At 65.2% G+C, this 26,107-nt stretch carries 25 protein-coding genes; 21 read left to right on the top strand and 4 right to left on the bottom strand.

Annotation, left to right across the window (positions count from 1 at the left end):
- From I1A62_RS24770 to I1A62_RS24725, 10 genes are all read left to right on the top strand, one after another.
- Nucleotides 1-837: an SDR family NAD(P)-dependent oxidoreductase gene (locus I1A62_RS24770; protein WP_219460623.1), complete on the top strand. Its 837-nt coding sequence runs from the start codon at nt 1-3 to the stop codon at nt 835-837.
- Between the two features lie 51 nt (nt 838-888).
- Nucleotides 889-2,364: an aldehyde dehydrogenase family protein gene (locus I1A62_RS24765; RefSeq protein WP_219460621.1), complete on the top strand. Its 1,476-nt coding sequence runs from the start codon at nt 889-891 to the stop codon at nt 2,362-2,364.
- A gap of 58 nt (nt 2,365-2,422) precedes the next feature.
- On the top strand, nt 2,423-3,013 hold the full coding sequence (locus I1A62_RS24760; RefSeq protein WP_219460619.1) for an LLM class flavin-dependent oxidoreductase: 591 nt from the start codon (nt 2,423-2,425) through the stop codon (nt 3,011-3,013).
- Between the two features lie 14 nt (nt 3,014-3,027).
- A complete protein-coding gene (locus I1A62_RS24755; protein ID WP_219460617.1) occupies nt 3,028-3,156 on the top strand; it encodes a hypothetical protein in 129 nt (42 codons plus the stop codon).
- A gap of 158 nt (nt 3,157-3,314) precedes the next feature.
- The gene (locus I1A62_RS24750; protein ID WP_219460616.1) at nt 3,315-3,902 is read left to right on the top strand and encodes a TetR/AcrR family transcriptional regulator; all 588 of its coding nucleotides are present in this window, start codon (nt 3,315-3,317) and stop codon (nt 3,900-3,902) included.
- A gap of 239 nt (nt 3,903-4,141) precedes the next feature.
- The gene (locus tag I1A62_RS24745; protein ID WP_219460614.1) at nt 4,142-4,615 is read left to right on the top strand and encodes a hypothetical protein; all 474 of its coding nucleotides are present in this window, start codon (nt 4,142-4,144) and stop codon (nt 4,613-4,615) included.
- Between the two features lie 92 nt (nt 4,616-4,707).
- Entirely contained in the window at nt 4,708-5,889 is a 1,182-nt protein-coding gene (locus I1A62_RS24740) for an LLM class flavin-dependent oxidoreductase (RefSeq protein ID WP_219460612.1), read from the top strand.
- A complete protein-coding gene (locus tag I1A62_RS24735) occupies nt 5,886-6,635 on the top strand; it encodes an SDR family NAD(P)-dependent oxidoreductase (RefSeq protein WP_219460610.1) in 750 nt (249 codons plus the stop codon). Before I1A62_RS24740 ends, I1A62_RS24735 begins: the two co-directional genes overlap by 4 nt.
- A gap of 41 nt (nt 6,636-6,676) precedes the next feature.
- Nucleotides 6,677-7,660 (top strand): alpha/beta hydrolase, encoded by a 984-nt coding sequence (locus I1A62_RS24730; protein WP_219460609.1) that lies wholly within the window; start codon nt 6,677-6,679, stop codon nt 7,658-7,660.
- Nucleotides 7,661-7,666: 6 nt separating this feature from the next.
- Nucleotides 7,667-8,596: a TIGR03621 family F420-dependent LLM class oxidoreductase gene (locus tag I1A62_RS24725; protein WP_219460607.1), complete on the top strand. Its 930-nt coding sequence runs from the start codon at nt 7,667-7,669 to the stop codon at nt 8,594-8,596.
- A 58-nt stretch (nt 8,597-8,654) separates the two neighbouring features.
- On the opposite strand, the gene I1A62_RS24720 is transcribed toward I1A62_RS24725, so the two are convergent.
- Nucleotides 8,655-9,425 (bottom strand): SDR family NAD(P)-dependent oxidoreductase, encoded by a 771-nt coding sequence (locus I1A62_RS24720; protein ID WP_219460606.1) that lies wholly within the window; start codon nt 9,423-9,425, stop codon nt 8,655-8,657.
- On the opposite strand from I1A62_RS24720, the gene I1A62_RS24715 reads away from it, so the two are divergent.
- The 3 genes from I1A62_RS24715 to I1A62_RS24705 all read left to right on the top strand — a co-directional run bounded on the left by I1A62_RS24715 (nt 9,424) and on the right by I1A62_RS24705 (nt 13,037).
- Nucleotides 9,424-10,338: an SDR family NAD(P)-dependent oxidoreductase gene (locus tag I1A62_RS24715; RefSeq protein ID WP_219460604.1), complete on the top strand. Its 915-nt coding sequence runs from the start codon at nt 9,424-9,426 to the stop codon at nt 10,336-10,338. The genes I1A62_RS24720 and I1A62_RS24715 overlap by 2 nt on opposite strands.
- Nucleotides 10,339-10,402: 64 nt before the next feature.
- A complete protein-coding gene (locus tag I1A62_RS24710) occupies nt 10,403-11,395 on the top strand; it encodes a phosphotriesterase (RefSeq protein ID WP_219460601.1) in 993 nt (330 codons plus the stop codon).
- A gap of 145 nt (nt 11,396-11,540) precedes the next feature.
- Complete coding sequence (locus tag I1A62_RS24705; RefSeq protein ID WP_219460599.1) at nt 11,541-13,037, top strand: MFS transporter; 1,497 nt, start codon at nt 11,541-11,543, stop codon at nt 13,035-13,037.
- Between the two features lie 66 nt (nt 13,038-13,103).
- On the opposite strand, the gene I1A62_RS24700 is transcribed toward I1A62_RS24705, so the two are convergent.
- Complete coding sequence (locus I1A62_RS24700; RefSeq protein WP_219460597.1) at nt 13,104-15,308, bottom strand: acetate--CoA ligase family protein; 2,205 nt, start codon at nt 15,306-15,308, stop codon at nt 13,104-13,106.
- Between the two features lie 105 nt (nt 15,309-15,413).
- Between I1A62_RS24700 and I1A62_RS24695 the strand changes: the two genes are divergently transcribed.
- Nucleotides 15,414-16,361: a cyclase family protein gene (locus I1A62_RS24695; RefSeq protein ID WP_219460594.1), complete on the top strand. Its 948-nt coding sequence runs from the start codon at nt 15,414-15,416 to the stop codon at nt 16,359-16,361.
- A 9-nt stretch (nt 16,362-16,370) separates the two neighbouring features.
- On the opposite strand, the gene I1A62_RS24690 is transcribed toward I1A62_RS24695, so the two are convergent.
- Both I1A62_RS24690 and I1A62_RS24685 read right to left on the bottom strand, forming a co-directional pair.
- Nucleotides 16,371-17,156: an SDR family NAD(P)-dependent oxidoreductase gene (locus tag I1A62_RS24690; RefSeq protein ID WP_219460592.1), complete on the bottom strand. Its 786-nt coding sequence runs from the start codon at nt 17,154-17,156 to the stop codon at nt 16,371-16,373.
- A 54-nt stretch (nt 17,157-17,210) separates the two neighbouring features.
- Nucleotides 17,211-17,954, bottom strand: a complete 744-nt coding sequence (locus tag I1A62_RS24685; protein WP_219460590.1) for an SDR family NAD(P)-dependent oxidoreductase — start codon at nt 17,952-17,954, stop codon at nt 17,211-17,213.
- A gap of 74 nt (nt 17,955-18,028) precedes the next feature.
- Here I1A62_RS24685 and I1A62_RS24680 point away from each other — a divergent pair, with 74 nt between their 5' ends.
- From I1A62_RS24680 to I1A62_RS24650, 7 genes are all read left to right on the top strand, one after another.
- The gene (locus I1A62_RS24680) at nt 18,029-18,481 is read left to right on the top strand and encodes an NUDIX domain-containing protein (RefSeq protein WP_219460587.1); all 453 of its coding nucleotides are present in this window, start codon (nt 18,029-18,031) and stop codon (nt 18,479-18,481) included.
- A gap of 33 nt (nt 18,482-18,514) precedes the next feature.
- A complete protein-coding gene (locus tag I1A62_RS24675; protein WP_219460585.1) occupies nt 18,515-20,653 on the top strand; it encodes a hydantoinase/oxoprolinase family protein in 2,139 nt (712 codons plus the stop codon).
- Entirely contained in the window at nt 20,653-22,428 is a 1,776-nt protein-coding gene (locus I1A62_RS24670; protein ID WP_219460583.1) for a hydantoinase B/oxoprolinase family protein, read from the top strand. The genes I1A62_RS24675 and I1A62_RS24670 overlap by 1 nt, the downstream gene beginning before the upstream one ends.
- A gap of 51 nt (nt 22,429-22,479) precedes the next feature.
- Complete coding sequence (locus tag I1A62_RS24665; protein WP_219460580.1) at nt 22,480-23,673, top strand: LLM class flavin-dependent oxidoreductase; 1,194 nt, start codon at nt 22,480-22,482, stop codon at nt 23,671-23,673.
- Between the two features lie 44 nt (nt 23,674-23,717).
- Complete coding sequence (locus tag I1A62_RS24660; protein ID WP_219460577.1) at nt 23,718-24,074, top strand: VOC family protein; 357 nt, start codon at nt 23,718-23,720, stop codon at nt 24,072-24,074.
- A gap of 99 nt (nt 24,075-24,173) precedes the next feature.
- Nucleotides 24,174-24,974, top strand: a complete 801-nt coding sequence (locus I1A62_RS24655) for an SDR family NAD(P)-dependent oxidoreductase (RefSeq protein WP_219460575.1) — start codon at nt 24,174-24,176, stop codon at nt 24,972-24,974.
- Nucleotides 24,971-25,885: an SDR family NAD(P)-dependent oxidoreductase gene (locus I1A62_RS24650; protein WP_257890915.1), complete on the top strand. Its 915-nt coding sequence runs from the start codon at nt 24,971-24,973 to the stop codon at nt 25,883-25,885. Before I1A62_RS24655 ends, I1A62_RS24650 begins: the two co-directional genes overlap by 4 nt.
- Nucleotides 25,886-26,107: the final 222 nt, after the last annotated feature.

Genomic DNA, 26,107 nt, shown 5'->3' with positions numbered 1-26,107 from the left:
GTGGGTTACCTCGAAGGTCAGGTTGTGGTGGTCACGGGTGGTGCGCGCGGCCAAGGGCGTTCACACGCCGTCGCCGCAGCGCGCCAGGGGGCCGACATCGTGCTGCTCGATCGATGTGCGGACGTGCCGTGCATCGGTTACCCGCAGGCCGGCGACACGGACCTGCGGGACACCGAGGCTCTTGTCCGCGAGTGCGGCACGCGTGCCCTCGGCCTGGTGTGTGATGTCGCCGATCGTGAGCAGATGCTCTCCGCAACGGACAAGGTCCTCGACACGTTCGGGCGCATCGACGTCCTGATCGCCAACGCCGGGGTCTACGGGGGCGGGTCGATCCAGGACGCCGACTTCGACGTGTGGAACGAAGTGCTCGGAAGCAACCTCACCGGTGTCTTCCACAGCATGCGCGCGGTGAGTCCCCAGATGATCAGGCAGGGGTACGGGCGCATCGTGGTGACGGCTTCCAATCAAGGGCGGACCGCCGTGCCAGGATCCGTTCCCTACGTCGCGTCCAAATGGGGCGCGATCGGACTGGTGAAAGCCGCGGCCCAGGATCTGGCGCCGTTCGGGATCACCGTCAACGGTGTGGCACCCGGAAACACGTCCACGAAGATGGTGCACAACGAGGCTCTCTACCGCGCGATGCGACCCGACCTCGCCGACCCCTCCTGGGACGATGTCGAGCCCGCGCTGCGCGTGCACCACGTGCAGCCGATCGCCCTGCTCGAGCCGCACGAAATCACCGCAGCGGTGATGTTCCTGATCGGCCCGGACACCCCGCACATCACCGGGAGCATCATCGACGTCAACGCCGGCACCGCCGCCCGGACAACCGCGTAGCCACATCGACCCGCCGACCACTGTGCTCACCGCCCGAAGGGACACGACGACATGACGATCCACGACGATCCGATCGACTATCCGCAGCTGATCGACGGAGAACTCCGGCCGTCGCGGAACGGGCAGTGGATCGACAGCGTGAATCCGGCGACCGGACAGGTCTGGGCGCGCATCCCCGCGGGCGGTCCGGACGACGTCGACGACGCGGTACACGCGGCGCGGTCGGCGCTCGGCTCCTGGCGCGCCCTCCCGGCCGCACATCGTGCCGCCTTGCTGCGTGCCTGGGCGGCAACGGTCCGTGACAATCTCGACACGTTGTGGAGTCTGGACGCAACCGACAACGGCCGGGCACGCCGAGAAGCGGAACCGGCTATCGCAGGCGCCGCGTCGCAGATCGAGTTTCACGCCGGGCTCGCCGAGACGATCACCGGCGACACCGTTCTCGTATCGGACTCCGCGACGACCTACTCGGTCCGTGAGCCGTTCGGCGTGGTGGGTCTGATCATTCCGTGGAACGCGCCGCTGGCGATGTTCCTGGCCAAGGTTTCCGCGGCCATCGCTGCGGGTAACACGATCGTGGTCAAACCTCCCGAGCGGGCGTCGGTGTCGGTGCTCGTCGCTGCGCAGCTTCTCGAGAAGGCCGGGATTCCCCGTGGCGTGGTGAATGTCGTGACCGGAGAAGGTTCGAGTGCCGGTGAGGCGCTGGTGAAGCATCCGGACGTCCGAAAGATCAGTTTCACCGGTTCGACCGCGACGGGCCGACGGATCACCGAGAACTCGGTGGCCAACATCAAATCTCTCGCGCTCGAACTCGGTGGGAAGTCGCCGAACATCGTTTTCGCGGACGCCGACCTCGAGCAGGCGGCCGACGTGGTAGCGGCCGGAATCTATACCGCCTCCGCAGGACAGGCCTGTATCGCCGGATCGCGAATCCTCGTCGAGGATACGATCTTCGACGACTTCGTGGAGCGACTGCGGTCGCGGGCCGCCGCGATGGTGCTGGGGGACCCCCTCGATTCCCGGACCGACATGGGTCCCCTTGCGTTCGACGGCCAATACGACAAGGTCCGCGAGTACCTCCAGAGCGGCCGGCGAGAGGGCGCGGCCCTTGCCTTCGGTGGGCGTTGCGGCAACGAGCTGTTTCCGCCCGAGAGCCCACTGGGCGGCGGGTACTTCGTCGAGCCCACCCTCTTCCTCACGGAGGATCCGCATCTTCGAGTGTGCCGGGAGGAGATCTTCGGTCCGGTCGCCGTGGCCATGCCGTTCACGAGTGAGGCCGACGCCATAGCGATGGCCAATGACAGTGGATATGGTCTCGCGGCCGGTGTCTGGACCCAGAACCTCTCGCGAGCACTTCGTCTCACTCGCCGGCTCGAGGCCGGCACCGTGTGGGTCAACACGTATCGCCGACTGCATTGGGCGCTTCCGTTCGGCGGGCAGAAGGAAAGCGGGACGGGCACGTCGAACGGGCCCGCCACATTGGACGAATGGCTCGAGCACAAGAGTGTGTGGATCGAGCACGGGTAGTCCCGGCGCCGGCAATCCACTCCGCACGACATTTATCCGCGAGCGACGGGAAATCGCAATGACTGGAAAGATCCGGTTCGGCGCTACGCTGGCGCCGAATGTGTCGGCCAAGCAATGGCGGGAACGCGTCCTCGTCCTCGCGAACGACTACCGGCACCCCGCTGTGCTGGCGAAAGAGGCCGCGACGCTCGACCTGCTGTCCGATGGCCGCCTCGAGTTGGGGATGGGCGCCGGGTGGATGCGCTCCGATTACGACAGTACCGGAATGGCGTTCGACCCGGCGCGCGTACGCCTGGCGAGGCTCAGAGAAGGCGTTCGGGTTGTTCGGGAAGCGTGGAAGGGCGGCCCGTCCGATTTCACCGGTCAGTTCTATACGGCAACAGGTCTCGACCACGCGCCCCTGCCCGTCCAAGTCGGTGGACCGCCTCTGCTTCTCGGTGGGGGAGGTCCCCAGATGCTTCGGTTTGCGGCTCGCGAGGGCGACATTGTCAACGTGACCACGCGAACAGCGCGCGATGGACGCGGAGTCGCCCCAGATGACGTCGGTCTCGACCCGCTGCTCCGGAAGTTGGAACTGGTTCACGACGCAGCCGAGGAAGCAGACCGAGAGGTGGAGGTTTCGGCCCGTTCGGTGGGGCCATTGCGATAGGTCACGCGCCGGGGATGACCGGCGCGCGGCTGGTGATGACTCTGATCAACGGACTGACGCGTCGCGATCAGACGATCGGCGTTGCGACGACCTGTGTCGCAGGCGGGCAGGGCCTCGCGCTGATGCTGGAACGTCTTCGCTGACCCGAACCCGCCCTTCTCCAACCCCGTGGGTTCGCGAACCCGGGTCGCAGGCCGGCATCGTCACGTGGGGGCGGCGGGAGCTATCCGTGAACTAGAGTTGCAGGTCGAACGTATGTGGAAGGCGGGACTACGCGATGACCAAGGCTGCGCGCGGAAACATGCGCGACCTCCAGAAGGAGCTGACGAAGACTCGGCTGAAGGAGGCCGCAATCGCCTGCTTCGTCGAGAGCGGTTACCTCGCGACCGCGGTCACGGACATCACCCGTACAGCCGGCGCCACAAGGGCCACCTTCTACCTGCACTACAAGACAAAGGCCGAGGTCGTGGACGCGCTCCTCGACGAGCTCGACGTGGTGTACGCGGAGCCGTTCTCGCGATTCGCCGCTGTTCTGGTCGAACCCAGCCTGGACTCGTTCCGGGGCTGGCTCCGCGAGATCGTGAAGATCTGGGAGACGACCCGCGACATCTCGATCGTCGTGAGTGAGGCCGCAGGCGTCGAGAAAGAGATCGGCGACCGGAGGGCTCGCAGTTTCGAGTTCGAGACAGACAGGATCGCGAAGGCCCTGTCGGCGACAGGGCGGTGGACGCCCAAGCAGGCCAGAATCCGGGCACTACTAATCTTCTCCCAGCTCGGAAGCCTTTTCATGCAGTGGTCAACGCCTGATTCCGACCTGGACGCGGAGGAGGCGGTCGACGTGATGGCAGCGATGTGGATGGCCGCGCTCGCCACTGAAAATTTTCACTAGACTCACTGCCTCTTGACTAGACGCTGTGATCGGGGTTACATGGGCGGCACCCCACTCCTCGGAGGAATCGCCTGATGTTGGTTACTTCAGTTCTCGCCCCCAGTTTCACCCCTGATCATGTCGATGGTTCGTCTGTGGCCGCGCCGGCGCTCGTGCGGGGGTTGCCGCGATTGGCTCGTCACGGCGATGTGCGAGGCGTCCGGGGCAAGGCTCGCTTGCGTGCGTATGCGTTCCGAGACGTGGGTGTACCCGGAGTCGAGGCGGGCCGGTCGATGCTGGACGCGGCGCTGCATTCCATCTTCGACGCAGACACCACCTGTCCCGCCGGCGGCGATTCCCCGCTCAGTGCGCACGGCATCGTCTTCCTGGTCGAACCGGGAGACCGTCCTGCCGGCATCGATGAAATGAAGCGGCTTCTCGCCGAGGTGAGCGAGCATGAAATCATGCGCTGCGCGGCAGTGGGGATCGTAGTGATCAGCGGTTCGGCCGCCGCCGCTGCAATCGACATCGACTTCCTCGCCCGCACCGTCCGTGCATCCGGTGGATATGTCGTGGGCTCGGGAATGGCCATCGCGAAACGCGAGGCGGCCACCGTGGTCCGCTCCGACGGAGCCGTCGAGTTCGAAGACGTCACACTCGCGTCGAGTATCAGCCTTCTCGGTCGCAGAGTGGCTACCCTCGCCGCGTCCGGCCGCGCCCTCCGTACTGCCTGACCGGCATTCCTGATCCACCCCTCAGGTCGGCGTCGACTTGTGCGCTCAATGCACAAGCAAACGCTTGACCAAATTCTACGAAAGGATTCTGTATGAAGTTCTCCATGATTTTCGAGGCGCAGATCGCCGATCCCACACCCGCGAAAGAGCGCCAGACCTACCTCGATTCGATCGAACAGGCGGTGTACGCCGAGGAGATGGGCTTCGACGGAGTCTGGGCGGTCGAGCATCACGGCCTCGAGCACTACTCACACATGTCGGCACCCGAACTGTTCCTCGCAACGGTGGCTGCGAAAACGTCCCGCATCCGGATCGGGCACGGTGCGGTCTGCATGCCGTTCAACTTCAACTACCCCACCCGGGTGGCCGAACGGGCGGCAATGCTCGACGTCCTGTCGAACGGCCGACTCGATCTGGGCGCGGCCCGCGGCGGCACCCTGCAGGAGGCCGCGATGTGCAACGTGGACCCGGCCGAAACCGCTGCGCAGGTGGAAGAGGCGCTCCGGATCGTCTCCGCGGCCTGGCGTTCACCCGACTTCGAGTACCACGGTGAACTCCTCGACATCAAAGCACCGGAGGGCAATTCGCCGCTCCGTGTGCTCCCGCGGCCTGTGCAGACCCCGCATCCGCCGCTCTTCCTCGCCAGCACGAAACCGGACACCGTCGTGCATTCCGCGGAGCTCGGCGTGGGCGCGCTCGTGTTCGGCTTCGGCGGACTCGACAGCATCAAGATGCAGCACCAGCTGTACTGGGACCGGGTGAAGAGCCGTACGGGCGAGAAGTTCGTCTCGGATGTCACCAACGACCATTTCGTCGCGCTGTGCCCAACGATCGTCCTCGACGACGAGCAGCAGGCGAAGGAGATCGGTGCCCGCGGCCAGCGGTTCTTCGGCGAATCCATCGGCTACTGGCATCTGGGTGGAGCGAAGCCGCCCACCGGAGCGACTGTCGACGAGGACAACATCGCCTACATGCGCGCCAAGGCGGAGTCCGAGGAGGCAGCATTCGACCGAGGTGACCGCCCGCAATACTCCGAACGATCCCTTGCCGCGGCGAATTTCAACATCGATCACGCATACGGCACGGTGGAGACCGCTATCGAGCACGTCGCGGAGCTCGAGAAGGTCGGAGTCGACGAGGTTCTCTGCCTCATCCAGATGGGGACCGTTCCGCAGGACGTCTGCATGGCGACCATCAAGGCCTGGGGCGAGCACGTCATTCCGCATTTCCGCCTGCCGGTGGCCGACCGTCAGCGCGCCGCAGCCGCAGTATGAGCCGGCTCGCCGGAAAGACCGCACTCGTCACGGGCGGCGCGCAGGGGCAGGGCGCAGCCGAGGCACGGGCATTCGCCCGTGAAGGCGCCCGCGTCATCATTGCCGACGTGAACCGCGAACTGGGACTCGCCACAGCAGCCGAGATCGCCGGAGACGTCCGGTACGCGTATCTGGACGTGTCCGAGAACGACTCCTGGAAGCAGGTCCTCGCCGAAATCGACGACGTGCACGGTCGTTTGGATGTGCTCGTGAACAATGCGGCACGATACTGGACCCGCCCGATCCTCGAGGAAAGCGACGACGCGCTCGACGCCATCATCGGAGTGAACCTGAAGGGCGCATTCCTCGGTATACGTGCCGTCGCTCCGCTCATGATCGCAAGCGGCGGAGGGTCGATCATCAACGTCTCGTCGACCGCAGGATTCGCAGGCCATGCCGGCCACGCGGCATACGGCATGACCAAGTGGGGAGTTCGCGGTCTGACCCGGGTTGCGGCTGCGGAGTTGTCGCCGTCCCGGATCCGCGTAAACTGCTTGGTGCCCGGCGCTGTCACCGGTCCCATGCTGGGAGTGAACATTCCGGACTCCGAACAGCGTGATCCGGAGCGGTGGACCGGATTACCGCTACGCCGGCCGGGCGAGCCCGAGGAGATCGCCGAAGGCGCCGTGTTTCTTGCTTCCGATGAATCCTCATACATCACCGGCACGGACCTCGTACTCGACGGCGGCGCGACGGGAACGGGATAACGAGCGGAACTGTCGCGCCCATCATGAATACAGGAGGTCCAGTGGACGCAGAGTTCGAGGACGTGGTGGCACACTTTCCGCCGCTGCAGTTCGAAGATCCTGCCGCGCAGCGCGCGGCTTTCGAGGCAATGAGGGTATCCGCGCCGCCGCCGCGGATACCCGAGGGTGTGGAGATGCACGAAGACCGCAGCATTCCCGTCGGCGACCGGCATCGCGTCCCGGTCCGGATCCATGTTCCCCGCCAACTTGCACCCGACGCACCGACGCTGGTGTGGATTCACGGTGGTGGGTACGTCGTCGGCACCGCCGACGAAGACGATGCCCTGTGCGCGCGACTAGCGTCCGACGTCGGCGTCGGCGTGGTGTCGGTCGAGTACCGGTTGGCGCCCGAACATCCGTTCCCCCACGGACTCGACGACTGCCATGCCGTGGTCGCGACGCTCACCTCAGGTGGTCGTCCCGGGGATTTCTCGGCTCTGGGCACTGGGAAGGTCGTGATCGGCGGCGGCAGTGCCGGAGCCGGATTGGCCGCCGCGGTCGCCCTGAAACTGCGCGACGAGGGCCGGCGCGCACTGGCGGGGCAGATCCTGCTGTACCCGTTCATCGACTCGACGCTGAGGTCTCCGTCGATGACCTCACTCGCGGACAGTGCGATCTTCGATGCTCACGATGCGGAAGTGTGCTGGCAGCACTATCTGGGCGAGCAGCGGTTCACCCCGCCGGCGTATGGTTCGCCCACGGCGGCAGTCGACCTCAGCGGTCTTCCTCCGGCCTATGTGGCTGCGGCCGGCGCCGATTGTCTGCACGACGAGGCCGTGGACTATGCGTTGAGGATGAGAGCTTCGGGAGTGCCGGTCGAGTTGCACTCCTTCGCCGATGTGCCACATGGTTTTACCGGGGTCGCCCCATGGACGTCCGCGAGTCGGCGAGCCATTGCCGGTGTCGTCGACGCGATCCGGCGATTCAGCGGATTGCAAGAGATATCACCACCGAAGCCTGCCCTTGCGGCAGCACGCGAGGAATGAAGGTCAATGTCACAAGACAAGTCGACGAAAAAGTTCATGTTCGGTGTCGTTGTGCGGAAGGCAGACTCCGGAAAGGCGTGGGCCGAGCGCGCGCGCCTGGTCGAGCAGTCGGGCTTTACGACAATGCTGATGCCGGATCATTTCGTGGGTCCCCGGTTCGCCCCGATCGCGGCGCTCTCGGCGGCAGCCGCCGCCACGTCTACACTGCGGATCGGCACCCTGGTGTTCTCGAACGACTACCGGCACCCGGTCGTGCTGGGGAAGGAACTTGCCACCCTCGACGTGCTGTCGGACGGCCGGCTCGACGTCGGCCTCGGCACTGGATGGATGCGTGAGGACTACGACCGGGCGGGTTTGAGCTTCGACCCACCGAAGGTCCGGTTCGACAGATTCGTCGAGTCCCTGGAGGTCCTGCGCGGTGTGTGGGGCGAGGGAGCCTTCTCGTACCGAGGGCAGTACTACCAGATCGACGAACTGGTACAGGAACCGAAGCCGGTGCAGAAGCCGTACCCGAAGTTCCTCTTCCCCGGCGGCGGGCCGAAGATGCTGAAGCTGGCTGGGCGGTACGCGGACTATGTCAATCTGACGTTGCGCGTGCGGGCCGACGGCACCGCACCGGACGCGAAAGATGGCGGTCTGGAGTCCTTCCTCGGGAAGATCGAGACGATCCGGGATTCCGCCGGCCCGCGATTCGACGACATCGCGATCGGCACGAGCATCCAGGAAGTCGGCATTCCCCAGAGCAAGGAGACCTGGAGTGCAGTGAATCTCTCGCAGCAGGAGGAGACTCCACAAATCCTGCGTGGAGATGTCAGTGAGATGGTCGACAAGCTTCGGTACTGGCGTGACACGCACGGCCTCAATTTCTTCGTGCTCCACAACGACAAGGACCTGGAGACCTTCATCCCGGTCGTCGAGAAATTGGCCGGCGAGTAGATGACGAACGAGGGGCGGGCCTGTCGATCGACCCGCCCCTCGTTTCTGCTCAGGTCCGTCAGACCCCGTACCCGCCGTCGACGTCGAGGGTTTGCCCCGAGATGAAGTCGGCGCGATCGGACGCGAGGAAGGCGACGGCCTCGGCGATGTCGTCGGCGTCACCGAAGCGGCGCAACGGAATGTTGCGCCGGGTGATCTCGAGCGCGCGGTCGTCGAGATCGCCCGACCCGATCAATCGCGCTGCCATCCCGTCAGTGAGCATCCCGGGGCCGACGCAGTTCGCGCGCAAACCGAATCGGCCTTCCTCCGCTGCCAGCGCTCGGATCACGGCTTCCACTGCCCCCTTGGGGCCGGAGGACAGTCCATCACGCACCGGGAATCGCCGCGTGGCAGCGGTCGTTACCGCCACGATGTTGCCGCGTGATTCGCGGAGGAGAGGCAGCGTCGGATGCACGAGGTTGAAAAAGGCCGCCGCGTCACCCTCGAGCTGTGCCCGGAACTGTTGGGGGGTGACCTTACTCAGATGCGTCATCGGTACGTGCGGTCCGGCGGCATAGACCACCGTGTGGATCCCACCGAACGCGTCCCGCACACCCGCTGCGAGCTCGGATGCCTCCTCGATGTTCGCGAGGTCGACGCGTGCGAACTCGGCCTTGGCGCCCAATGCGCTCAGCTCCGTCGCCAAGCTTGCCGCGCCCTCCTGGTTGCCGCGGTAGGTGAAGAAGATCTGGCTTCCCCGTTCGGCGAGCAGGCGGCAGACGGCGCGCCCGATACCGCCGGTCCCGCCTGCAACAAGTGCTGCACCGGGTCGTTTCTCGAAGTCGAGCATGCGCTCGCCCCTTTCCTGCTGGATTGTCCGGCAACTATACCAAGCAATCGCTTGCTCTAGTACCGTGAAAACGTCAACTTCCTACAGAAGGGATCACGCGATGGTCAATTGGGACGGCAAGGTAGTGATCGTCACCGGCGCGGCGCAGGGCGTCGGCCGAACTGTTTCACTGCGGCTCGCCGAAAAGGGCGCCTCCGTGGTGATCAACGACATTCAAGAGGACAAGCTGGATTCGGTCGCGGAGGAGATCGCCGCGAACGGAGGGACGGCGCTTGCCGTTCGGGCCGACGTCGGAATCCAATCCGATGTCGAGAAACTCGTCGCGCAGGCAGAAACGGCATTCGGGCGGATCGACACTCTCGTGAACAACGCGGTCGCCTACGGCGGCGTGGAGAAGAGTGACGTGAACGTCGAAATCACACCCGACGACGCCTGGGAGCGAACGTTCGCCGTCAATTTCTACGGTGCCGTATGGGCAACCCGCTTCGCCATCCCGATCATGCAACGCGGGGGCGGAGGTGTGATCGTCAATGTCGGCTCCACCTCCGGATTCAGCGGGGACACCGTGCACGTCGCCTACGCGGCGTCGATGGCGGCCAAGTACTCGCTCACCCGGTCGGTGGCAACATCCCACGGAAAGAGGGGGATTCGTGTCAATGCCGTCGCGAGTGGGCTGATTCTGAGCCCGACCGCACGGCAGAACCTGTCGGCCGAGAAACTCGAGGCCTACAACGCGAATCTCCTGGTCGACGACTTCGGCGAGACCGATGACCTGGCATCGGTAATCACGTTCCTGGCGGGCCCGGAATCGAGGTACGTCACCGGGCAGACGATCATCGTCGACGGCGGATTCCAGGCTCATCAGCCCTGGCATGCGCAGAACCACATCGTTCACCCACAGGCGCCGATCTGATGACCGAGGGTGCAGGCGCCGCCCGACCTGTCACTACTACCGTGACGCAGCCAAGGAGATCCGCATGACATCGCAACCAATTACTGTGCCGACCGCCACCGGTGACGTTCCGGTATCCGCACTCGGTAGAACGCTGATGCACGAACACATATTCGTCACCAGTCCCGAAGTCCAGCAAAACTGGCCCGACTATCCCGAACAATGGGACGAGGACGCTCAGATCGCCGAGGCCGTGCGGCGACTCGCGGCGCTCGAGGCCGAGGGGTTCGACACTCTGGTCGACCTGACCGTGATCGGTTTGGGGCGGTACGTTCCCCGGGTCGTTCGGGTGGCTGAGCAGTCGAACATCAACATCGTGGTCGCGACGGGCGCCTACGTCTTGAGCGAACTTCCGGTGTACTTCCACTACCGGGGTCCGGGCACCGCGGCGGGCGGGCCCGACCGACTTGCCGACTTCTTCATACGCGACATCACGGAAGGAATCACCGGGACCGGTGTTCGTGCGGCGGTGCTGAAATGCGTCACCGACGAGGCCGGACTGACAAAGGACGTGGACCGGGTCCTGCGGTCGGTTGCGCACGCGCACCGGGAAACGGGTGCACCGATCACGACCCACACCCACTCCGGGCTGCGCCGAGGCCTGGACCAGCAGAAGGTCTTCAAGGAGGAGGGTGTCGATCTGTCCCGGGTCGTCATCGGGCACTCGGGCGACACGGACGACTTCGGTTATCTCGAAGAACTGGCGGATGCGGGGTCGTATCTGGGAATGGACCGATTCGGGCTCGACACGGTGCCATTCGACAAGCGGGTGGAGATCGTCGCGGAGATGTGCCGGCGTGGCTACGCCGACCGGATGGTTCTGTCCCACGACACATCCTGCTTTTCCGACATGTCGGATCCCGTGCGTCGTCGGGAGATGAATCCGCGCTGGCGCTGGACCCACATTCCCCAGGACGTCGTTCCGGCGCTGCTGGAGCGAGGCGTCAGTCAGGGGCAGATCGATGTGATGCTCATCGAAAACCCGCGGCGGATCTTCGCGAACCAGGGCGGCTATTGAGAAAGATGCCCTCGTGAGCAGTCCGATTCGGAAGTTGGACTATTGCCAAGCATGCGCTTGGTCAATTACTGTGACGCCAAGCCAGTAGTGGCGTGCATCACATCATCTCCATATCATCCTTCCGGATCGGACAGGGAGCACGTGCATGACAACAAATCCTCCTTCTGCCAACCCACTCGAGGAATCCGAGTACTCACCCCCCGCCGCGCACGGCAAGATCTGGACGCCGCAATGGATCGGCGCACTGGTTGTCGTCGTCATGCTCGGTGAGCTGGCAACGTTTTCGTACAGTTTGGTCGGGACTGCACTCCCGGGGATCGGCCTCCATTTCCAGACAGCCGACCTGGGCTGGACGATCACCGTCGCCAACCTCGTCACAGCGGTCGCCGTCGCAATGCTTGGAAAGCTGGCCGACCTGCGCGGCAAGCGGAACCTCCTGGTCATCGTCACCGCTCTGTCGGCGGCCGGCGGCGTCATCTCGGCGGTGGCCCCGACCTACGAGGTCTTTCTCGTCGGGCGGGGGCTCCAGGGGCTTCTCTACGTGACGCCCGCGCTGGGATACTCGCTCATCCGTGACGTGTTCCCGAAGCGGCTGATCGCCTTCGCGATCACGGTGACTTTCACCGGAGCCGGTGCGCTCCTCGTCATTTCGCCCTTCATCGCGGGGTGGCTCATCGACGGATTCGGCCCGCTCTCGGTATTCTGGTGCATCGCCGCATTCCAGGTGATCTGCATCATCGGGGTGCTGTTGCTTCTTCCTGAGTCGCCGCTGCGGGTGAAGTCGCGACTCGACTGGGTGGGTGCGATCCTGCTCGGTGCCGGTGGTGCACTGCTCGTGTACGGCCTCGGCAACGGTGGCACCTGGGGTTGGACGTCGGTGAGCTTCGTCGGATTCATGGTTGCGGGACTGGCGTGTTTCGCCGCGTGGATCTGGTGGGACAGTTCGTTTCCCGAGCCGATCATCGAGATCTCGTTGCTACGCACGCGCCCGATGTGGACGACCCTCGTTCTCAACGCCGCTGTGTACGCGCCGGCGGCGATCGTCGTGTCACTGGTGCCGATCATCGTCCAGATGCCCCGTGATCCCGGCGACGAGATCGGCTTCGCCTCGGATGCATTCGGCGTCGCCGCCTTCATGGCACCGCACGGAGCAGCGATGGTCATCTGCGGATTCATCTGTGGAGCCAAGGCTGGGCGGTGGGGAATTCGCTACCCGATGATGGCGGGCTGTAGTGCTCTCGCGGTCGGCAGCATCGGTCTGGCCTTCCTGCACTCCGACACGTGGCAGGTGCTGCTGTGGCTGCTCTTCTGCGGAATTGGAATGGGCGCGACGTACGGTGGGCTGCCCAATCTGGTTGTCCAATCAGCGCCGCCCGAGAAGCAGGGCATCACGTCGTCGATCATGCTGTCCGCGCAGAACTTGTCGAGTGCCGTCGCGGTCCAGCTCGTCTTCGCGATGCTCGCGATGCATACGTTCACGACCGAACTGGGAACCTTCTTCGAGTCCGCCGGATATCGAGTGGCATTCCTCATCTCGGCCGCGTTCGCCCTGGCCGGCCTCGTGGTCCTCAAGATCATGCCTCATGGTCGTGCATCCGACGTCCAGACCGTCAAGACCGCATCCGATGTGGTCGCTCACTGACACGACGCGACATACACAGGAGCGCCGGACACGATGTCCGGCGCTCCTGTGTATGTCCGGGAGCGATCAGGCCCCGTCGATACGCCGATCATCGAAGTCCTGGGCCGATGCGATCGCGCTCGCGGCTTGCGCAAAGCTCCGGTACAGGGGGAGGCGGCTGTCCGACGCGAAGGTATCGAGCAACTCGATATCGGCGGGCGGGCACACCTCGGTGTTCCGAACCACGACGGCCACCCGGACGGGCAATTGGGCGTCGATCACCGTCTGCAGTGTGTCGATCAGTGGGCAAATGCCCGTGGTGCCGTAGTTGTAGTACGCGGCGGCGTTGAAATGAATGAGCACGTCCTGGTATTGCTGACCGTCCTGGGCGAAGATCGGAGTCAGCGCGTCGATCAGAATCGACGTGGGGGAGGCAGGTCCGACGGGCACCTCGAGCGGATTGGCGACGCTGGATCCGGCGCCGTATCCCAGGTCGCGGAGGCGGGTACGGAGCTCGTCGCGCAGCGGAGTGAGGTCGAGGCCGGCGCGATCGCAGGTGTCGGTGGCGAGGACGGATGCGCCGCCCCCCAGCCCGATCACCAGGACACCGTCGGCGTCCGTCCTCGGGTTGTGATCGATGTAGTGCTGGAGGTAGCTCAGGCAGGAGAGGAAGTCCTCGAGCGAACGGACCTGAACGGCCCCCGTCGCCAGGGAAATAGCAGCCCACACCTTTTCGTTCCCGGCCATCGATCCGGTGTGCGAGCTGACGGCGACCGAACCCTGAGTGCTCGAGCCGCCGCGCAGGACCACCACCGGCTTCCTTCCGGCGGCGCGGCGCAGTGCGCTGAGAAGTGCCGCGCCGTCGCGTGTGCCTTCCAGGTAGATTCCGACGACCCGAGTCTCGGGGTCGTCGACGAGCCAGTCGACGAGCTCGCCCTGAGTCACGTCGATCGCATTGCCGATGCTGACGAGCTTCGAGTACCGGATGCCGCGTCGCGAACCCACGGTGATCATGTCACCGGACAGCCCGCCGCTCTGGGACACGACGGAGACCGCGCCTGGTTCGGAAGGTGCACCGAGGGTGAAGGTCTGACGGCCGCGGGGTGCGAACACACCCAGGCAGTTGGGTCCGAGGACGCGGGTCGAGGTGCCGGATGCGGCTTGCCCGAGCTCGGCCTGCAGTGCCGCGCCGGCTTGTCCCATTTCCGCGAACCCGCCGGTGACCACGTGGACAAAACCCACTCCGGCCGCGGCCGCATCGGCGACCACTTCCGGAGTCGCCGCTGCCGGTACCGCCACGACCAGGTAGTCGACCGGGTGGGGAACATCGCGGATCGACGAGTAGGCGGGGACGCCGTCGATACTGTCGGCGTCCGGATGTAGAGCGCAGAGGTTCTCGTCCCAGCCGGCCTGCCGGTAGGCCGCGAGGAAGCGGTTTCCGAAGGTGGATCGACTACTCGAGGCGCCGGCTATCGCGATACCGCGGGGCGCGAACAGGCGGGTGAAGTCGGTGGGCTGGGACTCCGCCGCAACCGGCACCTCGGCCGTCGAGTCCACGATCAGGCGAGCATCCAACGCCTGAACGCCGTCCGCGGTCACTACGATCGGGTTGCACTCGAACTCCGCGAGTGAGTCGCCGAGGCGCTCGACCAGGCCGCCCTGGCCGGCGATCGACAGTAGAAAGTCGATGAGAGCGTCACGGTTGCCCGGTTCACGTCCCCGAGCGCCATGAAGTAGCGGCGCCCCGGGGAAGCTCTCCACCAGTTCTGCGGCATCCGACCGCGACATGGGGGCCACCCGCAGCGCCGACAGGTCGAGCATTTCGGTGGCGATACCGCCGAGTCCGAGCAACACCACGTGCCCGAAGGTTGCGTCGCGGACCACCCCGACGATCAACTCGAGTCCACCCGGATGCTGCTGTTCGACGAGGTATCCGGAGGGAGTGAGGCCCTGGCGGGTGAGAGTTGCCGCCATCTCGGAGACCGCTGCCGGGACGTCGTGCGCTGTCAACCCGAGGATGACGGCACCGACGTCGCTCTTGTGCACCAGTCCCGGGCCCCATGCCTTGAGCACGAGTGGTCCGGACAGCCCGGACACGGCGTCCGCGGCGTCCGCTGCGTTCGTGAAAGTTGCGCTGACCGGAACATCGATACCGTGTTCGCCGAGTAGGGCTTTGACCTCGTGCTCGGGTATTGCGCGCCGGAGATCGGCGGTGACTCCCATATCCACCGGTGACGCCTCCCCCGTTGCAGGGGCGGAAGGGTGCAGCGCGGAACTTGTGTTGGGGGGCATGAGTGATTCCTCTTTCGTGGAAACAAAGTACATTTAAGCAAGCGATTGCTTGGTATCATACGCTGGTACCGGAGCTTCGGTAGTGCTACTGAGAGGTCGAAAAGGATGCCTGAGCAAGTCGATGTCGACGCCGTATCGGAAGTCGGAAACTGGGGGCGGTGGGGAGCCGGCGACGAGCGGGGGGCTGCGAACCTCCTGACTCCGGCCGTCGTGCTCGAAGCCTTCGATGCGGTGCGCGAGGGTAGAACCCTGTCGCTCGCGCTGCCCATTCAGGGAGCTACATCCGGACCGGCGGCTTCCCGCTTCCCGCATCTCGCCGGACGGCCGCTGCCTCAACATTTCATGGCGATGGACGGCGGTGACTACGCGGCGGGGACCGGTCGGATCAAGGGAGAGATGTCGGTCGCGGACGACGCGCTGATGCTCTCGCCGCACGGAACCACAACCCACATCGATGCACTGGCGCACATGTGGCGCAACGACGTGTTGTACAACGGCCACTCGGCGAATCGGGTGCGCAGCTACGGTGCGACACGATGCGGGATCGACAAACTCGGCCCGCTCATCACCCGCGGTGTGATGCTGGACGTTGCCAGGCACCTCGAGGTGCCGCATCTGCCGGCGTCGGCGCGAATCGATGATCAGTTGCTTGCGGAGACGGCTGAGTCTGCCGGTGTGGAAGTCCGGGCCGGGGACGTGGTGCTCGTTCGGACCGGGTGGGCCACGGTTTTCGCACAAGACCCCGAGATGTACAACCACGAGCAGCCGGGTCTGTGTCACAGCGGAGGCCGGTGGCTGGTCGAACGTGACGTCGTGGCGATCGGCAGCGACAACATCGCTGTCGGTGCGCTCGATCCCGGTGGTGTGTTCCATGGGTCCGTCGACGAGGACATCCACATGCTGACGTTGTGGGAACACGGCGTATCGCTCATCGAAATGTTGTGGCTGGAGGAGCTTTCGCGAACGGAGAGATCTGAGTTCCTCTTCGTTGCGGCACCGCTGCCGATCGTGGGAGGCACTGCGAGTCCGATCAATCCTGTTGTGGTTCTCTAGGCTGCGGGTTCAGCCGAAATGCCGCAGAAGGCCGCCTTCGGCGCGCAGGGCTGCGCCGTTGGTCGCCGAGGCTTGGCGCGAGCACGCGTAGACGACCATGCTCGCCACTTCGTCGACCGTCGCGAGGCGTGCCAGCAGAGTGCTCGGCCTGATCGACGTCGCACAGTGGCGGTCCGCGTCCTCGCGCGGCACGGCGTGCTCGGCGGCATAGTCGTCGAGGAACGTGCCGGCACCGCTCGACGCGGTCGGCCCCGGAAGGACGCTGTTCACCGTGACGCCCGTGCCCACCGTGAGTTCCGCGAGGCCGCGTGCGAGCGCGATCTCCGCCGCCTTCGTCACGCCGTAGTGGATCATCTCCGACGGAATGTTCATGCCGGCCTCGGATGCAACGAGGACGATTCGCCCCCAGTTCCGCTCGAGCATGCCGGGCAGATAGGTGCGCGCGAGGCGCACCGCCGCCATCACGTTCATCTCGTAATGGCGGATCCAGTCGTCGTCCGTCGTGTGGAGGAAATGCTTCCAGTCGAACACCGCGGCATTGCCGACGATGATGTCGAAGGAATCGTGCGCGCCGGCGATCGCGTCGCATCCCGCCGCGGTGGTGACGTCCGCAGCGACTGCGGAGAAGCTTTCGGCAGGCGCCAGCTCGTCGGGGGCCTGCTGGACGGCCGTCGCGGTACGACCGTTGACGACGACGTGGGCACCGCAGTCGGCGAGGCCCTGTGCGATCGCAAACCCGATTCCGCGCGTCGAGCCGGTGACGAGCGCCGTCTTGCCGCTGAGGTCGATCTTCATTCTCGAAGCCTTCCTGGTCGCAAATTCCTGGTGACCTGCCCGGCGCCCGCAGCGTCACATCATGGTGATGCCACCGTTGACGCTGAAGGTTTGTCCGGTGACGTACCCGGATTCGGTCGTGCAGAGGAACTCGATCGCCGCAGCCACCTCGCCTGCGGATCCCATGCGGCGCATGGGAATGGCACCGACGAGTTTGTCCATCAGGGCGGGGTTGTTCTCGGCAACCGAATGCAGCATGGCAGTGTCGATCAGCCCCGGGCAGACGACATTGCTCGTAATGCCGTCCCGGGCCGTCTCCCGCGCCAGGGTTTTCGAGAACCCGAGCAGGCCGGCTTTCGTCGCGGAGTAGATGCCCTCCCCGCCTCCGCCCGCTCGCGCGCTGTCGGTGGCGACGAACACGACCCGACCCCATCCGCGTTTCGTCATCTCCGGGACGATCGCGTGACAGAGTTGCATGGGTGCGCGTAGGTTGACCTGCCACAGCGTGTCCCACGCCGCGGGGTCACTGTCCACGAACCGCTCGACTCGCGTCAGGCCTGCATTGTTCACGAGGATATCGACCTCGCGCAGTGCTGCGTTCTCGCCGAGAGCGAGCGCGATCGACGTGGGGTCCGCGAGATCCATGTGGACGGCGGTTCCCCGGTCGATCGAGCCGGCTACGGATTCGGCCGCGCCGAGGTCACGATCGAGTATGAGAACTGCGGCGCCGCGCAGGGAGAGGCGCTGGGAGATGTCCGCGCCGATTCCGGCGCCGCCGCCGGTCACCAGCGCTACTTTGCCTGCAAGATCGGTCTGCATGGGTTCCGAAGATACACTACTGAGCAAGCGCTTGGGTAAGTGTATAGTGATCCGGGACACCGAAAGGGGTGGAGATGGCTTTCTCGGGCCGACGCCTCGGGCGTTCAGATCGCAGTGTCGTCGCATTGCTTCTGCTGAACCAGGGCGAACTGTGTCTGTTGCGCCGGAGTTCGCTCGTTGCCAGCGATCCGGGCAGGTGGCACTGTATTACAGGCTACCTCGACTCGGGCGACGACCCGGCCGAGCACGTGTTGGTCGAACTGGGTGAGGAGACGGGCCTGTCTCGCCTCGACCTGGCCGACCTGGTCGCGGGGCCGGTGTTGAGCCTTCCTGGTGGTGACGGGGTTTGGACGGTGCACGTCTTCGTCGCGACCGCGCGACATCAACGGGTCCGGCTCAACTGGGAGCACGAGGACGTCTGCTGGACTCCGTGGAGCCGGGCGGGGGAGGACGGCCGGGAGCTCGTGCCGTGGCTGCCCGTGCTCGTCGCCGAATCTCTGCCCCACATGCACGTGACAATGTCATAGACAAGCGCTTGTTCAAGTAGTTAGGGTGACTCCATGTCAGCAGATCCGAACCACTCGTCGAATGGGTATGCCCTCGGCATCGATGTCGGCGGCACCTTCACCGACGTCGTCCTCGCCGGGCCCGCCGGCCAGGAATCGGTTGCCAAGACGCTCAGTACCCACGGCGACCCCACTGAAGGAATCGTCAAGGGGGTGCAGGCCGCTCTCGCCGCAGCGGGAGTAGAACCGGCGGCGGTGGATCGGGTGGTGCATGCGACCACACTGGCTACCAACGCCATTCTGGAGCAGAAGGGTGTCCGGGTCGCGCACATCGGTACGCGCGGGTTCCGCAACCTCCTTCCGCTGGGCCGCTACGCGCGGGTCGAGGAAGACCGTTTCGACACTTTCTTCGATCCGCCGTCGTCGCCGATCCCCGCGGCCGACTGTTTCGACGTGCTCGAGCGCCTCGACAGTGCCGGCGGCGTCATCGTTCCCTTGGACGAAAGGTCCGTGCGCGCAGCGGCAGAGAAGATCCGGGACCGCGGTATCCGGTCGGTGTCGATCGCCTTGCTGCACTCGTACGTAAATCCTGCCCACGAACTGCGCGTCGCAGAGATCGTGCGGGACGTCCTGCCTGCGGACGCAACGGTCGTGATTTCGGCCGAGGTGTGGCCCGAGCTTCGTGAATACGAACGCACCACGACGACCCTGATGTCCGCCTACGTGGGCCCGGTGATGGTCTCGTATCTGCGAAAGCTCGAGCAGCGGCTCCGTGACGCCGGAATCGATGCGCGCGTGCAGGTCATGGAGTCCGGAGGCGGTGTCATGTCCGCAGATCTGGCCGGTCGCCGCGCTGTCGCGACAATCGAATCGGGCCCGGCCGCCGGAGTTCTCGCAGCCCGCGCGGCCGGTCTGTCGGCGGGCAAACCGGATGTGATCTCGTTCGACATGGGCGGAACGACGGCGAAAGCGTCCGTGGTCCGCAACGGCGCTCCGGCCATCACCACGGAGTTCCATGTCGGTGGCAAGGGGAGCTTCGGCGGGCGTCGCGCGGGTACCGGAGTGCCGATCAAGACGCCGGCGATCGACCTTGCCGAGGTGGGGGCAGGCGGCGGCAGTGTCGCCTGGGTCGACCAGGGACAGGCGTTGCGGGTCGGTCCGCATTCGGCCGGTTCCGAGCCGGGCCCGGCCTGCTATGGCCGCGGCGGCCAGGACCCGACCGTCACCGACGCGAATCTCGTTCTCGGCTATCTGGATCCGATCGGGTTCGCGGGTGGAACGATGGGACTCGAACCCGACAACTCCGCCCGTGCCATCCGGGAGCGGGTCGCCGAGCCGCTCGGTGTCGGTCTGGAAGCCGCGGCAAACGCGATCCACGAAATCGCTAACGCGACGATGGCCGCAGCGGTCCGGGTCGTCACCGTCCAGCGTGGCCTGGATCCCCGGAACTTCTCGGTCGTCGCATTCGGTGGCGCAGGGCCGATGCACGCGGCGCGGGTAGCAGAGGAATTCGACATCGGCACCGTGATCATTCCACCGTCGTGCGGCGTCGGCTCTGCCGTCGGACTCCTGGGCACCGACTTGAGCACCGATCGCGTTCTCACCCGACTGCGCCATGAGGACGACATCGACGGCGAGTCGATCGACGACACCTTCCGTCAGCTCTCCGAAGCCGCGGCCGGGGATCTCGGTGTCGAACTCGCCGCACCGTCCACTCGAGTCGAGCGGTCCGTCGACGTGCGGCTGGCCGGTCAGGCTCATGAACTGACCATCCGGATCAGCAACGGCGGCGCAGGCAGGCACTGGGACGACACGTCCCTCCCGTCGCTGCGCGAGCGCTTCGCCGAAAAGTACAAGGAAGCCTACGGTATCGACGGTTCCGGCCCCGTCGAGTTGGTGAGCTTCCGCGTCCGGGTCACCCACGTGGTTCCCAAGGTTCCACTCGGCCGTCGTGCCGTATCCGATGTGCGAGGCCAGGGGCCCTCGCGCAAACGCCGCGTCTGGTTCCGGGAGTTCGGTGAGTACCGGGAGACCCCCGTCTACGAGCGCGAAGGAATCGTCGGCGACGAGCCGGTTCCCGGACCTCTTGTCATCGCAGACGGTGAATCGACCATCGTCGTGCCCCCGGCCTGGAATGCCCTGGTCGACGGCGAGTTCAACGTAGTTCTGTCGCGCGCTTCGGAGGAGAAGTAATGACGCACGTTCCGGCCGACGGTTCGGCCCCCGTCCTCGACGACAATGGCTCCGGCACAGCGCAACTGACTTCCGAAGTGCTCCGCAACGCACTCGTCGTCGCCGCGGAAGAGGCGAGTATCGTCGTCGTGCGGTCCGCATTCTCGACCTTCGTCGTGGAGGGTTCCGACGCATCGGCAGCCATCCTGGACAAGGATGGCCGGCTCATCGCCCATTCCATGGCCACAACGCTCATGAACAGCATGGCGCTGTCGGTGGCCGTGCCGTTCCTGCTAGCCGACATTCCGCTCGACACGATGCGGCCCGGAGACGTGTTCGCCACCAACGATGCTTACAAGGGCGGGGTGCACACCAACGACATCCTCATCTTCAAACCGATCTTCGTGGAAGGCGCGGTGGAGTACTTCACCGCGACCTTGATTCACGTGTCGGACATCGGCGGGGCATCTGCGGGCGGAATGGCGTCCTTGGCCACCGAGATCTTCGCCGAGGGATTGCAGTTACCCCCGGTCCGGATCGCCGGCGCGGACGGGTTGGAGGAGCCGATCATGCGGATCCTCGCCCTGAACAGTCGCACACCCGACAAGGTGCAAGGCGATGTCCGCGCGCTCATTGCGGGCGCATCGACCGCGGCCAAGCGTGTCGAAGAACTCATCGAAGAGTACGGTGTGCAGGGTTTCGCGGACGGTGTCCACGACTACCTCGACTACACGGAGGTGCTCACCCGGGCCGCGATCGCGGACTTGCCTGCCGGAACCTACCGCTCCCACTACACCATCGACGACGACGGTGTCACCAGCCTGCGCGGGCATCGCGTTCAGGTGGCGGTCACCATCGGCGACCGCGACATCTCGCTGGACTTCGAGGGAACCGACCGCCAGGTCGCCGCCGCCGTCAACTCGAGTATCTCGCAGTCGCTCGCTGCGGCAGTGTTCGCGTTCCGGTGCTTCGTCGATCCGACGATCCCGATGAACGACGGGTGCCTGCGCGTCCTGGACGTGAATCTCCCGGAGGGCACCCTGGTCAATGCCCAGTCGCCTTATCCCTGCGGCGGACGATTTCTGCCGGCCTACGCGGCCATGGAGGCCGTGCTGCAAGCATTGTCGGACGCTGTCCCCGAACGCGCCATCGCTGCGTCGGGAATCCTGCAGCCCTTCTCGATTGCCGCGACGACTGCACCGTACTGGGTTCATCTCGCCTACGAATTCGGCGGAGTGGGAGCACGGTTCGGCAAAGACGGACCGGACGCCACCGGCATTCATTTCGGTCTGGGGCGAAACTCGGTTCCTCAGGTCGAGCCGGTCGAAGTGCGCTGCCCCCTCGTGGTCGAGGAGGTGGAGTACATCGCGGACTCCGGTGGCTCAGGACGCTGGCGCGGCGGACTCGGAACCCGGACGGTGTTCCGGCTACTGTCCGATGCCTACGTCACGACCCGCGGTGATCGGCTCGAAACGGGCCCCCGAGGACGGGACGGGGGAAGTTCCGGAGTCACCGGTGCTTTCAAGAAACGCACCCTCGACGGGAACACCGTGGTTCTGAACTCGAAGGTGAATAACGAACTCTTTCTTGCGGGCGAGTCGTTCGTCGTCGAGACGAGCGGCGGCGGGGGGATCGGAAATCCGTTCGAGCGTCCCGTGGAGTACGTCCTGGACGACTTCGATGCGGCGCGGATCACGGCCGACGGTGCACGACGCGACTACGGCGTGATCGTCACCGCCAAAGGTGATCTCGATAGTGCAGCGACCGATGCGCGAAGGAAGACACTTCATGACTAGATCGCCTGCAGTCGCCCGGAAGACCCGCGGAACCAAAGGAAGTGATCGATCGTGACCAGCAATGACCGTGCACCGATGAAGTTCGGCGTGTTCCTCGGGCCCGAGCACAAGCCCTCGAACAACCCCACCTGGGACCTCGAGCGCGACCTGCAATTCATCGAACATCTCGACAAACTCGGATTCGAGGAAGCCTTCGTCGGTGAGCACCATTCGAGCGGTTGGGAGATCATCTCCAGCCCCGAACTGTTCATTGCGGCAGCCGCCCAGCGAACTCGTAACATCAAACTGGGTACCGGCGTGATCTCGCTTCCTTACCACCATCCGCTGATGGTGGCGGAGCGTATGACGCTGCTGGACCACCTGACTCGTGGCCGGCTGATCATGGGTGTCGGGCCCGGCGCATTGCCGTCCGACGCGGCGATGATGGGTCTGGAGTACTCCTCGCTCCGTGAGCGGATGGAAGAGTCGCTAGAAGCGATTCTGGCACTGTTCACCTCCGACGACTGCATCGACCGCAAGACCGAGTGGTTCGAACTGCGGCAGGCGCAACTCCAGATGCTGCCGTACACCCGGCCGCACCCGGAGGTGGCGGTCACCGCCGTCATCTCGCCCGCGGGCGCGATGCTGGCCGGGCGGTTCGGGCTGCCGATGCTCGCTCTCGCGGCCGCCACCGACGCCGGCAGCCGTGTGCTCGCCGAACATTGGGACATCTACTCCGAACAGCGGGCCCTGCACGGGCACGGGCCGGGCGACCGCAGAGACTGGCGGCTCGTGAGCGTCATTCACGTGGCTCCCACCCGGGAGGAAGCCGAACGTCAGGTTTCGTACGCAATCGAAGACGCCGGGCGCTACCTCTTCCGCGATGCGAGCTTCCTGAAGGCGATCTACGACTCGTCGGGCCTGGAGGAGGGGGCTTCGATCCTCGACGTGTTCCGCGCGTCCAATCTCGGCGTGGTCGGAACTCCGCAGGATGCGATCGAGCACATCGAGCGGATGCAGGAAATGTCCGGCGGTTACGGCACCCACCTCATCCGGGTGCTCGACTGGGCGTCGCCGCAGGACACCCTGAACTCGTACGAGTTGTTCGCTCGGGAGGTCGTGCCGCACTTCCAGGACTCGAACCGTCGTCGAATCGAGAATTGGAACAGCTTCCACAACTCCGAAGGTGACTTCCAGGTAGCCCTCGGCGCAGCGAACGCCCGCGCCCGCAAACGCTACGAAGACACCAAGTCGAATCGTTTGTGAGCACCTGCGCCCAGACCTACTCGAACACATTGGAGAACCAGATCATGACCCACCAAGTTTCTGTCGGAAACGTGCTGTATCCCGTCGACGACGTCGATTCCGCGGTGAAGTTCTACGAATCGGTGTTGACGCTGCCGACGAAGTTCCAGGACGGTTCACGCTTCGCTGCGCTGGACGGCGGCAAGGTCACCGTCGCCATCGCCGGTCCGGAGGAGGACGTCACCGGCGGTCGCGTCGCCGCGTCCTTCAAGGTGTCCGATGTGGTGTCCGCAGTGGATGCGGCAGTTGCCGCCGGAGCCACGGTTGTCCGCGACCCGGAGGACGGGCCTCATGAGACACGTGCGGTCGTGTTGGATCCCTGGGGCAACGCCGTGGTCCTCTACGCACCGTTGAAGGCGTGAGGGACGACGACATGGCCGGTCGATTCGCCGGGAAGGTCGCGCTGGTCACCGACGCGGCCAGTGGGCAGTAGGCGAGTACACAGGGTAGGAAAGAGATAGATGTCGAGTGCCACGCAAGGATTGGATGGCCGCACTGCTCTTGTCACCGGTGCGGGGAGCGGTATCGGCCGCGCGACCGCGATCGAACTCGCCGCCGCGGGCGCCACGGTGGGTTGCGCGGATGTCGACGAGCACTCGTGCCGTAGCTGCGCCGAAGAGATCACGGCACAGGGAGGCACGGCATTCTCCTACCTGATGGACGTGCGTTCGGCGGCCGACTTCGAGTCCGTAGCGTCAGCTCTGCTTCTGCGGACGGGGCGAATCGATGTCCTGGCGAACGTGGCCGGTGCGATCACGGCCCGCGGACCGCTCCTGTCCATGAGCGACGACGAGTTCGACGACGGTCTCACGCTCAACCTGAAAAGCTTCGTGCACGGTTGTCGTGCAGTCGGCACCGCGATGATCGGTGGCGGTGGTGGAAGCATCATCAATGTCTCGTCCGGAACGGTGGACGGCCGCGCGCCAGACCTCGGGGCGTACAGCATCCCGAAAGCGGGAGTCCTGCAGCTCACCCGGACACTCGCCATGGAACTCGGCGGGGCCGGCGTCCGGCTGAACACAGTGTCGCCGGGATATATTTCGACGTCGATGACCGCAGCGCACTATCGGAACGCCGACGGCACACCGAATGAAGAGCGACGGAATGCAGTCGACAGTGAACACAGTGCCGATATCCCACTCGGGCGGCCCGGCCGTGCGAGCGAGGTCGCCGCTGTAGTCGCATTCCTGGCCTCCGATGCCGCTTCCTACGTCACCGGACAGATCCTGCGAGTCAACGGCGGACTCGTGATGCCGCTGTGACGGCGAAATTCGCACTCCCTCCGGTTCCGGAGTTCGCATTTCCCGGGTTCGCGGACAGCTGCTCTGTCGTCGTCGGCGGGTCGAGCGGTGGGGTCGGTTCGGCAATGGTCCAGCTCCTCCTGAACGCCGGCTCGGCAGTCATCATGGTCGACCGAGACGAGGAGCGTTCGGGAATGCTCACGGCTGCCGTCGGACACGACGAGTCGCTGCTCCCGGTGCTGACGGACATCACCACCGAGGACGGGATCCGCGACCTGGAATCGGCCCTCGACCTAGCCGACCGCCCGGTCCGGCACCTCGTCAATGTCGTCGGAGGCGTGTCCGGCGACGATGTCGGGCACATACTTCATCTCGGAGCGGACCAGTGGACACGCGCGCTCACGACCAACGTGACCTACGCGCTGCGGACCAGTCAGGTTGTCGCGCGGCGCATGGTGCAGGAGCGCCGCGGATCGATCGTCAATCTCTCCGTCGCCGAGGCGGATCGGGCGATGCCCTGGTTCGCGTTCTACGGAGCGACACGATCGGCCTTGGACTCATTGACGCGCACGATGGCCGTCGAGCTCGGGCCCTTCGGAGTTCGTGCGAACACCGTGTCGTGGGGTCTGATCAATTCACCGAGAATGCACCCCGCGCACACGTCGGAGGGCAATCGGGAGCGCGACGTGATTCCGCTCGGCAGGCGCGGGCTGGTCGCCGACGTCGCCTGTGCGGCGATGTTCATGTTGTCGGACCTCGCCCAGTACGTCACCGGTCAGAACTTGGAGGTCGACGGTGGACTGTCGCTGTGTGGACCGCACTACGAACACACCGAGAACATTCCGGTGTTCCTGGAATCCGAATCTGCGCGCGATGGGCTTCGGAGACAGTTCGACCGCATCGCGCACCCCGACCGGGAACACCGGGGTTGACCTCCCGATCGGTAGACCTCGGTGGGCAGTCTACGGCGGAAGGCGGTGGTCGTGCCGACATCGAAAGCGTGCGTGATGCACGCGCCCGCTGGGGATGTGGGTACTCGTGCGAGGGTCACGAGCAACTCTCTGCCTCCACCGCGAGTACGCCGATCCCACGCATCACGTTCTGAGGGTGGCCCGTGCGCAGCCTGGGGTAGAACCTCTTACCGCGCACGGGCT

This window comes from Rhodococcus sp. USK10 (assembly GCF_019378875.1).
In the GTDB taxonomy this organism is placed as follows: Bacteria; Actinomycetota; Actinomycetes; order Mycobacteriales; family Mycobacteriaceae; genus Rhodococcus_F; species Rhodococcus_F pseudokoreensis.
Note: the sequence above shows the minus strand (reverse complement) of the source record. Positions and strands in the feature narration are given on the sequence as shown.